Here is an 11,495-nt window from a genome sequence, read left to right as displayed (position 1 = left end):
TTCGAGGAATATTTTAGCACGTATTCCTACAGATTTCCAAACATACGTTTCTGAAATGTGGGTGAAAGCTGTGCTCTATTCTTAAAGCAAAATCCTAGATTTCTCTACGTTGATTCGGCTTAGTACCTAGCTGCTAACTCTTACATATAATCAAACACTTTAAGTACGTTTTTTGCCACTAGTATTATGCTCCTAAAAGTCATTACAGTAAATTTTAGCAGATTTTTGCAAAAAGTGGCGAAAAAGGTTTGACAGATCTTGTTTCAGATGGTAATCTAGGTAAAGTAAATTTCTAACCTAAGACGTGGGTGGCGTAAAGCCTCAATACAATCCCACCGAGGCCAGAAGATAATGAAGATTATTAAACTCTCCATGTCTTTCTTGGCATGGAGTTTTTTAGGCCTTGTAGAATTTTACAAAATTTTATGGAGGTGAATAATTTTGAGTCAAGCTACTATCGCTGCTAAGGCAAAATTCGTTGAGGAATTTGCAGAAGAACTTAAGTCAGCTAAGTCCATCGTAGTTATCAACTACCTTGGCTTGACTGTTGACCAAGTTACTGCGTTCCGTGCAGAATTGCGTGAAAGCAACGCCAAGATGAAGGTTGTCAAGAACACTTACCTTCGCCGCGCTGTTGCTCAAGCCGGCTTGGAAGATTTGGCATCAGTATTCGTTGGCCCATCAGCTGTGATCTACACTGATGATGAAGACAATGTTACTGCACCTGCCCGGATCGCTGCTGACTACGCTAAGAAGTTCGACGTTGTTGAAATTAAGGGTGGTGCACTTGAAGGTCAAGTTGCTACCAAGGAACAAGTCGAAGAACTGGCTGCAATTCCAGGTCGCGAAGGTCTGCTTTCAATGCTTCTTTCTGTATTGCAAGCACCTGTACGCAACTTTGCATACGTTGTTAAGGCTGTCGCTGAATCAAAGGAAGAATCAGCTGAATAGTCTGGTCATTTTAAACTAGATATTAAATTCCATATTTTCGGAGGATATTACAATGGCTTTGGATACTGCTAACATCATTGAACAATTGAAGGGTGCTTCAATTCTTGAATTGAACGACCTTGTACACGCTATCGAAGAAGAATTCGGCGTTACTGCTGCTGCTCCTGTAGCTGCTGCTGGTGCCGCTGGTGGTGCTGAAGAAGCTAAGTCAAGCTTCGACGTTGAATTGACTTCAGCAGGTACTGAAAAGGTTAAGGTTATCAAGATCGTTAAGGAAGTTACTGGCGCAAGCTTGCTGGACGCTAAGAAGACTGTTGACGGTGCTCCAGTTGTTCTTAAGGAAGGCTTGTCAGAAGACGAAGCTAACGAACTTAAGGCTAAGCTTGAAGAAGTTGGCGCAACTGTTACCCTTAAATAATTGCGGCCTTCGGGCATTAATTATTAACGAAGAACGCGTTTGTGGATATCCACAGGCGCGTTTTTCGTTTGGCTTTTTTACCAGGGCCCTGTACACAATTAAAAAAAGTGTGCTATAAATTAAAGCAGTGTAATAAAAATAAGGCAAAAGATAACTAACAAAGAATAATGGAGGCGGAATATGGCGACGATGAAAGACGTTGCCCGTGAAGCAGGAGTCAGCTTAGGCACCGTTTCGCGCGTAATCAATCATGCGGCCGGGATCAAGCCGGCTACCTTGGAAAAGGTCAAAGCGGCAATCGAAAAATTGAACTATGTGCCAGACCAGTATGCCCGGGGAATGAAGCTGAACCGGTCTTATACGGTGGCGTTGATGGTGCCGACAATATGGAACTCTTTTAACGCGGAATTTGCATATCATGTCGAAAAAGCCCTTGCCAAGCAAGGCTATAAAATGCTGCTCTGCGATTATGACGATGATCCTGACCGGGAATTGGCTTACATTCAAATGGTCCGTGAAAATAAAATTGATGCAATAATCGGCATTACTTACGGTGATATCGATAAGTACATCGATTCTCAGCTCCCCTTTATCTCAATTGACCGCTACTATAAACAAAGAGTCTCATACGTGGCTAGCCAAAATTATGAGGGGGGGCGGCTGGCGACAAGTGAACTGCTTAAGCACGGGGCCAAGCATTTGGCTTTTGTCGGCAGTTACAACCAGTATCCAAATGATACTACCAGGCGATATGAGGGATTTTGTGACTATCTAAAAGAACGTGATTTGCCGATTTTGGCTATTCATGAACTGGAGCCAGTGGAAAGCTTTTTCCCTCTGTTGGATCAGCTATTTAGCCAGCATCCGGAAATTGATGGCATTTTTTGCAATACTGACACTTTACTCTATGACGTTTGGCGTTGGTGCGTGGCTAATAAGCTGAGAGTGCCAGATGATGTGCAATTGATCGGCTATGATGGAATGCGGATGACTGATTCGCAGCGCTTGCCAGTCTCGACAATCGCTCAACCTCTTCAGGAGATGGCTGAGGGAGCCGTAAAACTGGCTTTGGGCAAGCTGAATGACCCCCAGATGAAGGAAAAGCACATATTTTTTCCGATCAAGTTCGTTGAAGGCTTCACGACCAAAAATAATCACAGCCAGATTGACTTGCTAAAAAATCCAATGGGATAAGCGTTGGCGTCTTCGATAAAAATATCACTAGGAAAATAATATTTATTTTTTAGAAAGCGCTTGACATAAAATGAAAGCGCTGCTATAGTAATAGATGTAAATTGAAACGTTTCAGTTTAGACGAAGGTGGCCTGATAGGGCATTTTTTTAGAGGCTTAATTGAAACGTTTCAAAATGCATAGGAGGAAAAATCATGAAGCATTGGAAAATTGGCGTAATGACGGTTGCTGCTTTGGCAGGATTGAGCTTGACGGCCTGTGGTAAAGGATCAAGTGACAGCAACAGCAAAGACATTACTATGTGGGTTCACTTCTCAAATACTGACCCGGAAGGCAAGGCACTCGCCAAGAACATTAAGGATTTCAACAAGACCAACAAGCATGGTTATCATGCGACTGTTAAATACATTCCGCGGTCAGGTTCAGGTGGCGGTTATGAAGACAAGCTGAACGCCGCGGTCAACTCCGGCAGCTTGCCAGATGTTTTGACTTTGGATGGACCTAATACGGCGGCTTATGCCAACGCCAAGATTATTCAGCCAGTTGGTCAATACATTACTAACAAGGATGATATCCTGTCAACTATCAAGGACCAAGGGACTTACAAGGGCAAGCTCTACGCGGTTGGATATTCAGAATCAAGTATTGGCTTTTACTACAACAAAAAGATGTTTAAGGCAGCTGGCATCAGTAATTCAGAATTGCCAACTCTTAACAAACCATGGACTTGGGATCAGTTTAACGCTATTTGCAAGAAGCTGCACGATAAGTATAAGTCACCGATCTTGGACATGAGCTTGAGCGACCACTCAGAAATGTCACTTTACTCACTGGCTCCATTTGTTTGGTCAGCTGGCGGTGACATCACCAATAAGGCTGGCACTAAAGCGATCGGCTACTTCAACTCTAAAGAAACTGCTTCAGCTTTCAAGTTCGTACAAAGTTTAGTCAAGAACAAGTACACAACCGTCAGCCCGAAGGACAAGGGTTTTGAAACTGGCAAGTACGCGATGTTGATGACTGGGACTTGGGAAGTGCAAACTCTGAAGACCCAATACAAGAGCCTTGACTGGGGCGTTCTGCCTTACCCAGTTTCACCGAAGACTAAGAAGCTGGTTTCACCAACTGGCTCATGGCAATACGCAATGTCATCACAAGCTAAGAACAAGAAGGCTGCCGGGGCTTTAGTCAACTACCTGGCCGGCACCAAGGCCAGCTACCGGACTGACATGGCCAACACAGTCCTGCCAGCTCGTAAGTCAACTTCCAAGCTGATGCTGAAGGATGCTGACGAAGCAACCAAGTTCTTTATCAAGCAAAACCAGCAAAGTGGTCACGCCCGTCCAGTTATCGTTAACTACCCGCAGATCACCAGAACTTTTGCTGAAACGATGCAAGATGCGACCTACAAGCCGAATACTGACGTTCAAAGCCTGTTGAACAAGCAAGCAAAGGTTATGCAGAAGTACCTGGACCAAAAGAACTAGTTTTTTAGCTAAAGAAGAGAGCAATTTTTAGAAGAGGCAATAAAATGAATCAAAAGGGGTGGCACAAGCAGGTTGGCTGGCTCTATGTCCTGCCAGCGATGCTGCTTTTGCTGACATTCTTGATCATCCCATTCTGCATGTCGATCAATTACTCATTTACTGATTACAACATGCTGACACCGGGATTAAAAAAGTTTGTCGGCTTACAAAACTACCTGCAGACTTTGAAAGATCCTGTCTTTTTGAAGAGTCTGCGGAATATTCTGCAATTCGTGGTCTTCATTATTCCAATTCAATTGGGGATGGCCTTAGGCCTTGCTTTGATTGTCAACAAGCAACGGCCGGGCAACATGTTTTTCAAGATCTCATTCTTTGCGCCAAATGTGGTTTCTTTAACGGTTACCGCGGTTTTATGGATGTACATCGTTAACCCTGACCAAGGGCTATTAAACAGCATGTTGGGTTTGTTGCACATCAGCCCGCAGCCGCTGCTCACTTCACCTAAACAGGCCATGTTTGTCATCATTGGGATTTCTGCCTGGCAGGGGGCTGGCTACCAAATGCTGATCTTCCTAGCGGGCTTGCAAGATATTCCTCACAGCCTTTATGAAGCAGCTGAACTTGATGGTGCCAATGCCTGGCAAAGATTCCGCCACATTACCATGCCATCCCTGCGGCCGACAACGATGATGATCATGACGACCACCTTGATTTCCGCTTTGAACTTGATTACTCAGTCAATGATTATGACTCAAGGTGGACCTGACAATGCAACGATGACTCCAATCTACTACATTTACCGGACTGGCTTTACGGACCGGCAACTGGGCCTGGCCTCAGCGATGAGTGTCATCTACGGGATTGTCATCATCTTCTTCACGATCATTCAAAGAAAGGTTGAAGGGAGAGCACAAAAAGATGAGTAGAAAGAAATTTCATATAATTTGGACAACAGTCCTAATTACTCTAATTGCCTTATTCTTCTTGTTCCCGCTGGTTTGGATGATTGCTTCATCCATGAAGAGCGAGGCAGAAATTTACAAAAACATTACTAGCTGGAAGGCCTTCCTGCCATCTGCAAATGTTCATGAATGGTTCGGTGCGTATGTGCAACTGTTCAAACGCTTTCCAATTATTCACTTCATTTTGAACTCAATTACCTATGCTCTGTGCTTGACAGCAGGATCATTGATTATCAATGGCTTGGCTGGCTATGGCTTTGCTAAGTTCAAGTTCACTGGCAACAAGATTCTGTTTAGCATTTTGATTGCCATGATGGTTATTCCAGGGGCAACCTTGATTATTCAGCAATTCCAAATTGTGAAGAACCTGGGCCTTTTAAACACTATCCTGGCTGTAGTTCTGCCTGGGGTGTCAAGTCCTTTCTATATCTACATGTTTAAGAATGCTTTCGAAGCAATTCCAGAAAGCGTTAGCGAAGCGGCATCTATGGAAGGGGCAGGGAGCTTCCGGATCTTTTGGAGCATCCTCTTACCAATGGCCAAGCCAACAATTGCTACTGTTGGTACTCTGGCCTTTATCGGTAGCTGGAACGACTATGTTTGGCCGCTGATAGTCCTAAATGATTCCAGTCAGTTCCCTTTACAAGTGGCAATTACTAACGTAAACGTAACTCAACCAGTTTACCAGAACCAGGTAATGGCAATCTTGACTATTTCAACGATTCCACTGGTTTTGATCTACATCCTCGCGCAAAAGTACTTGGTACGAGGCTTAGGTTCAGCAGGTAACGGTGACAAATAATGACTATGAATGCAAATCAATATATTTATCACCAAATTCGCACTCTCCAACACGATCCCTTTCGGCCAGACCAGCACTTTACGGCCCCAGTTGGCTGGATTAACGACCCTAATGGCCTGATCTACTATAAAGGCTGGTACCACCTCTTTTGCCAGCACAATCCATATTCTGGCCACTGGGATACCATGCACTGGTATCATGCCCGCAGCAAAGATTTAAAGCACTGGGAGGACTTGGGCGAGGCTTTGGAGCCAGACCAGGACTATGAAGCTAAAGGCGGCGTTTTCTCTGGGTCAGCTATCGTCAAAGACGATCGCTTGTACTTGGTCTACACTGCTCATCACGTAGCGGACGATGGCACGATTGATGAGACCCAGTGCCTGGCTTATTCAGACGATGGCTTGAATTTCCAAAAACACCCAGGCAACCCAGTCTTAACGGCAGCAGATGGCCCTAGTGGCTTAGCAGCGGCAGATTTCCGGGATCCGAAAGTTTTCGAACATGATGGCAGCTATTACTTAGTTGTCGCCGGAGCTGTCGATGGCCGGGGGCAGGTCCTGCTTTTCAAGTCAACTGACCTGGTCAACTGGGAATATGTGTCCGCAATCTTGAAGGATCAACCTTACATGGGCCGGATGACTGAATGCCCTGACTATTTTGAAATTGACGGTCAAGCATTTCTGGCTTTCAGCACGATCTATGGTGATGACCACTACAGTACAGTCAACATCGTCAAAGGTGAAATGGATTGGGAAAAAGGCGAGCTTACCCCGCTTAAGCATGAACTTTACGATGCTGGCCCAGATTTCTACGCTTCACAGTCCTTCTTGGACAAAAATGGCAACCGGATCATGATTCCTTGGCTCAGAAGCGTGGATCAAGCTGATTATTTGGCAGACACTGGTCATGCCTGGAATGGGATGATGGGGCTGCCTCGCCAGCTCAGCCTGGAAAATGGAGAACTCGTGCAAACGCCGGTTACGGACTGGAAGCAATTTGGCGAAAGAGTTGTGAACGGCAGCTACCACTTGGATGACTTCAAACCAGGCAAGAAGCTGACTTTGATTGGGGCTAATGGCCGCATTGAAATTAACCGCTTGGCAGATAACTACCAGGTTAAGGTGATTTCTCCAATTTATCAAAGAAAATACCAGCTATCGGCAATAGGTGATCAGCTGGACTTGAATTTTGACAATTCATGTTTAGAATTGTTTGCTAAAAAGCAGACTTTGAGTCTTTTTACCTTCATCTACGGCATAGAGCAAGCAATCTGGAAATAGCAAGGAAGAGTAACAATGGTACAAATCGACTTAGAACACGTCTACAAGAAATATGACAAGGCGGAAAAGTACTCCGTCACTGACTTCAATTTGCATATCAATGATGAAGAATTCATCGTCTTCGTTGGGCCTTCCGGCTGTGGGAAGTCAACTACCTTGCGGATGATCGCGGGTTTGGAAGACATCAGCAAGGGGAAATTGAAGATCGGCGGCAAGGTGATGAATGACATTCCGTCTAAGGACCGCGACATTGCCATGGTCTTCCAGAACTACGCTCTTTATCCGCACATGTCAGTTTATGACAACATGGCTTTTGGCTTGAAGATCAGAAAAATGCCTAAGGATGTCATTGACAAGAAGATTCATGAAGCAGCCCAGATCTTGGGCTTGGAAGAATACCTCAAGCGCAAGCCAGCTGACTTGTCTGGTGGGCAAAGACAGCGGGTTGCCTTGGGACGGGCAATCGTCCGTGACGCGCCAATCTTCTTGATGGACGAACCTTTGTCAAACTTGGACGCCAAGCTGCGGGTCTCAATGCGGGCAGAAATTGCCAAGATTCACCGCAAGCTGAAGACGACTACCATTTATGTTACGCACGACCAGACTGAAGCCATGACCCTGGCTGACCGGATCGTCATCTTGAAGGACGGGAAGATCCAGCAAGTCGGCAGCCCGAAGGAAGTTTACAACAACCCAGTCAATGTCTTTGTCGGCGGCTTCATCGGCTCCCCGGCCATGAACTTTACCAAGGTTACCCTGCGCGGCAATCAAGTTATTGCTAAAGATGGCAGCTTAAAGCTGACCTTACCAGAAGGGCGCTTGAAGATGCTGCAAGACAAGGGCTACGCTGGCAAGGAACTGATCATGGGTATCAGACCCGAAGACATTCACTCAGAGCAGATGTTCCTGGAAACCTTCCCTGACAACGTTGTGACCGCGGAAGTCACGGTTTCTGAACTGCTCGGGGCTGAAACCCAGCTCTACACGAAGATCGGGGACATGGAAGTCATTTGCAAGGTCGACTCCCGCGACTATGTCAAGCCAGGCGAAACAATCCAGCTGGGCTTTGACATGAACAGGCTCACTTCTTCGATTCTGAAACTGAAGCAAATTTGGACTTGAAATAAGCAGTTAACTCAATATTTTCTCCTAAAAACATCAAACAATTCAAACTCAGTACAACAAACACTATCTGCAGACAAGTTCAAATTAAAAAGGCCCTCCGGGGCCTTTTGCTTTAAAGAAGCAACGATTAAGAATACGTAGAGAATGCAATTAGAAATGAGGCAAAAAATGACTTTAGTTGGCAGCATTGAAGCTGGCGGGACCAAGTTTGTTCTGGAGGCCGCTGATGAAGATGGCAAGATTGTGGCCGAGGGCCGGATTCCAACCACTAGTCCGGAAGAGACCCTGCAAAAGAGCGTGGAATTCTTTAAGAAACATCCAGTAGCAGTTTTGAGCATCGCTTCTTTTGGCCCGGTCGATATTAACCCAAACTCCAAGACTAATGGCTATATTCTGAAGACGCCAAAGCCAGGCTGGTCGATGACTGATTTGAGGGGGACTTTTGAACGGGAACTCGGCATCCCTGTTTACCTGACTTCAGACGTTAATGGCTCTTGCTACGGGGAATATGTTGCCCGCGGCCGGGAAAATGAAAAGACCTACCTGTACATCACGATCGGGACGGGTATTGGTGGCGGTATTATCCAAAATGGCCACTTTATCGGCTATAACAACCACCCGGAAATGGGGCATATGCCAGTTGTCCGTTACCCAGGCGATGACTATGAAGGTCACTGTCCATTCCATGGCGCCTGCGTGGAAGGGATGGCAGCCGGCCCAAGCCTGGAAGGCAGAACGGGAATTAGGGGCGAAAAGCTGGACCGGAGCGACAAGGTCTTCACTTATGTGCAATACTATGTTGCCCAGTGCCTGTTCAATGCCTACTTAATCACCCGGCCAGATGTGATGGTGGTCGGCGGATCAGTCTTAAATGAAGCTGATCTTGAAGGCGTGCGGGAATTTTTTGCCAAATTCAACAACAACTATGTTGCAACGCCAGACCTCGATGAATTAATTGTGCGGCCGGCGGTTGCGAATAACGGCTCGGCAACCTTGGGCAATTTTGAATTGGCCAAGAACCTGCTTAAGTAGAGACAAGAATAAAGAACGCGCTTGTGGATTTCCACAGGCGCGTTTTTTACGTTATTTAAAGTATTGTCTGCTACTGCTTCTGCTCCCAGGCCATCTGCCAGAAGTCAGTCTCATAGCGGGAGCAGGCGACGAAGATGTCAATTAGGTGGACGTTGCCAGCCGCATAGTCCTTCAGATAGAGAAAGTCCTGCATGATGTAATAGCGGATTTTTTCTTTATCCAGTTCTCTGCCAGCAATTTGTCGCGTGTCGTCATTTATTAATTCTCTCTACTTGTCAAACTACGATTTACTTACAGATAATACTACTTGGATTATTTCTATTTTACTATCATTATTTCTGCCCTTTTTGCTAAAAAATGTTTTTTCACAAAAAGATGCGTGCAATTTCCGCCCTAGCTGATAGAATGAAAAAAAACTTAAAGCTTAATTTATACCTCAATAAAAGGAGCGTGACAAGCGATGAATCAGGAGAGAAACTACAGGCGACATGCAGGTTTAGGAATAATGGCAGTAGTGCTGGTTCACCGCGCGTCCTTGAACCAGTCTGGTTTGATTTGAGGCAAAAAATAAATGAAAAAGAGCAAAAATATCCTGGGCGGTCTGGCCGTCATGACGTCAACCCTCTTGGCTGCCTGCGGGGCAAGTTCCAGCAAGACCGCGGCCAATCAAAAGCTGAACTGGATGGAAGAGGCGGAACTGTCCACCATCGACGTGTCCAAGATCATGGACGACGTTTCTTTCAACCAGGTCAACCAAGTCATGGAGGGCCTCTACACCCTGGGCAACAATGCCAAGGTGAAAAACGCCCTGGCAAGCAAGGCAACCGTTTCTAAAGATGGCAAGACCTGGACCTTTAATATTCGCAAGAATGCCAAATGGTCCAACGGCCAGGCCCTGACCGCCAAGGACTTTGTCTACTCCTGGAAGCGGACGGTTGACCCCAAGACCGCGTCAGAATACTCTTATCTTTTTTCCGGGATTAAAAACGCTGACGCGATCGTCGCCGGTAAGAAAAAGGCTTCCACCCTGGGCATCAAAGCCGTGGGCAAGTACAAGCTGGTTGTCAGCTTAGAGTGGAAGATCCCATACTTCAAGCTCTTGATGGCCTTCCCGCTTTTCTTCCCGCAAAATGAACAGGCAGTCAAGAAGTACGGGTCCAAGTACGGGACCGCTTCTAAATACATGGTCTACAATGGCCCATTCGTGCACAAGGGCTGGACTGGCTCCAACCTCTCTTGGAAGCTGGTCAAGAACAAGTACTACTGGGACAAGAAGGATGTCAAGCTGACCCAGATCAACTACTCTGTCCAAAAGTCTCCGTCAACTGCCTACAACCTCTACCAGGCAGGAAAATTGGACGGGACCATCCTGGACGCCCAAGCCTCCAAGCAATTGACCAAGTCCAAGGGCTACACGATCAGAAAAGTGGCCAACACCCAGTACCTCCAGTTCAACTTGAAGAAGTACAGCAAGTTTAAGAGTACTAACCTCCGCCGGGGGATCTCCATGGCCATCAACCAGTCCAGCCTGTCCAAGACATTAGGGGCCACCTACAAGGCAGCGACGACCTTTACTTCCAGCGGCTTGACTACTGTCAACGGTGAGGACTTCACCAAGCTGGCCGCCAGCAGCGAGGCTAAAAAGTACACCAGCTACAATAAGCAGCTGGCCAAGCAGTACTTCGAAAAGGGCTTGAAGGAAGAGGGCTTGAGCAAATTGCCCTTTAGCCTTTTGGCTTCTGACGACGATACTTCCAAGAAACTGGCGGAATTCGTCCAGAGCCAGCTGGAAACTGCTTTTGGCGACAAGGTGCAGAGCATCCCTTCCAAGACCAAGCTCAACCGGGTCCTGGCCGGCAACTTTGAATGCACCTTGTCCGGCTGGATCGCCGACTACGCTGACCCGATCTCCTTCCTGGACTGTGAAACGACTGGTAACTCCTACAACTACGGGAGCTGGAGCAACAAGGAATACGACAAGCTGATCGCGGCATCTAAGACCAGTTCCGGGGAGGCCCGCATGAAGCTTTTGGCCAAGACTGAAAACATCTTGATGGTCAACCAGGGGGTAACTCCTTTAACTCAAGCCAACAAGGCCTGGATGATCAAGAGCAAGGTCAAGGGCATTATCTACAACAGTGCCGGCGCCTACTACAACTTCAAGTATGCCTACATCGCTAATTAGTAATTCAGAAACACAGAAAAAAGTGGGACCGCTGGGCAATGTCATTAAGTTAAGACATTG

The 11,495-nt window shown here is 46.4% G+C and carries 10 protein-coding genes, 1 pseudogene and 1 other annotated feature; of the genes and pseudogenes, 10 read left to right on the top strand and 1 reads right to left on the bottom strand.

From position 1 onward, the window contains the following. Positions 1-278 precede the first annotated feature (278 nt). Positions 279-408 (top strand) — a sequence feature (ribosomal protein L10 leader region). Positions 409-441: 33 nt separating this feature from the next. From rplJ to HMPREF3168_RS00385, 9 genes and pseudogenes are all read left to right on the top strand, one after another. Next, on the top strand, positions 442-951 hold the full coding sequence (gene rplJ, locus HMPREF3168_RS00425) for a 50S ribosomal protein L10 (protein WP_070487931.1): 510 nt from the start codon (positions 442-444) through the stop codon (positions 949-951). A 52-nt stretch (positions 952-1,003) separates the two neighbouring features. Beyond that, on the top strand, positions 1,004-1,369 hold the full coding sequence (rplL, locus tag HMPREF3168_RS00420) for a 50S ribosomal protein L7/L12 (RefSeq protein WP_002876509.1): 366 nt from the start codon (positions 1,004-1,006) through the stop codon (positions 1,367-1,369). Positions 1,370-1,549: 180 nt separating this feature from the next. Further along, positions 1,550-2,563, top strand: coding sequence for a LacI family DNA-binding transcriptional regulator (locus HMPREF3168_RS00415; RefSeq protein ID WP_003613887.1), 1,014 nt, complete (start codon positions 1,550-1,552; stop codon positions 2,561-2,563). Between the two features lie 193 nt (positions 2,564-2,756). Further along, positions 2,757-4,049, top strand: coding sequence for an ABC transporter substrate-binding protein (locus HMPREF3168_RS00410; protein WP_003613913.1), 1,293 nt, complete (start codon positions 2,757-2,759; stop codon positions 4,047-4,049). A 44-nt stretch (positions 4,050-4,093) separates the two neighbouring features. Next, positions 4,094-4,975, top strand: coding sequence for a carbohydrate ABC transporter permease (locus tag HMPREF3168_RS00405; protein ID WP_003613916.1), 882 nt, complete (start codon positions 4,094-4,096; stop codon positions 4,973-4,975). Beyond that, positions 4,968-5,813: a carbohydrate ABC transporter permease gene (locus HMPREF3168_RS00400; RefSeq protein ID WP_035175288.1), complete on the top strand. Its 846-nt coding sequence runs from the start codon at positions 4,968-4,970 to the stop codon at positions 5,811-5,813. The genes HMPREF3168_RS00405 and HMPREF3168_RS00400 overlap by 8 nt, the downstream gene beginning before the upstream one ends. After that, positions 5,813-7,093: a glycoside hydrolase family 32 protein gene (locus HMPREF3168_RS00395; RefSeq protein WP_003613880.1), complete on the top strand. Its 1,281-nt coding sequence runs from the start codon at positions 5,813-5,815 to the stop codon at positions 7,091-7,093. The genes HMPREF3168_RS00400 and HMPREF3168_RS00395 overlap by 1 nt, the downstream gene beginning before the upstream one ends. A 15-nt stretch (positions 7,094-7,108) precedes the next feature. Then, positions 7,109-8,220: pseudogene (locus HMPREF3168_RS00390) on the top strand (ABC transporter ATP-binding protein). A gap of 166 nt (positions 8,221-8,386) precedes the next feature. Further along, on the top strand, positions 8,387-9,250 hold the full coding sequence (locus HMPREF3168_RS00385) for an ROK family protein (protein ID WP_129335555.1): 864 nt from the start codon (positions 8,387-8,389) through the stop codon (positions 9,248-9,250). Positions 9,251-9,320: 70 nt separating this feature from the next. On the opposite strand, the gene HMPREF3168_RS10885 is transcribed toward HMPREF3168_RS00385, so the two are convergent. Beyond that, a complete protein-coding gene (locus HMPREF3168_RS10885) occupies positions 9,321-9,443 on the bottom strand; it encodes a hypothetical protein (RefSeq protein ID WP_256388588.1) in 123 nt (40 codons plus the stop codon). Positions 9,444-9,821: 378 nt separating this feature from the next. Here HMPREF3168_RS10885 and HMPREF3168_RS00380 point away from each other — a divergent pair, with 378 nt between their 5' ends. Continuing rightward, positions 9,822-11,435, top strand: coding sequence for a peptide ABC transporter substrate-binding protein (locus HMPREF3168_RS00380; protein WP_070487930.1), 1,614 nt, complete (start codon positions 9,822-9,824; stop codon positions 11,433-11,435). Positions 11,436-11,495 lie beyond the last annotated feature (60 nt).

It is taken from the genome of Lactobacillus sp. HMSC08B12 (genome assembly GCF_001808415.1).
Lineage (GTDB): Bacteria > Bacillota > Bacilli > Lactobacillales > Lactobacillaceae > Lactobacillus > Lactobacillus delbrueckii.
Note: the sequence above shows the minus strand (reverse complement) of the source record. Positions and strands in the feature narration are given on the sequence as shown.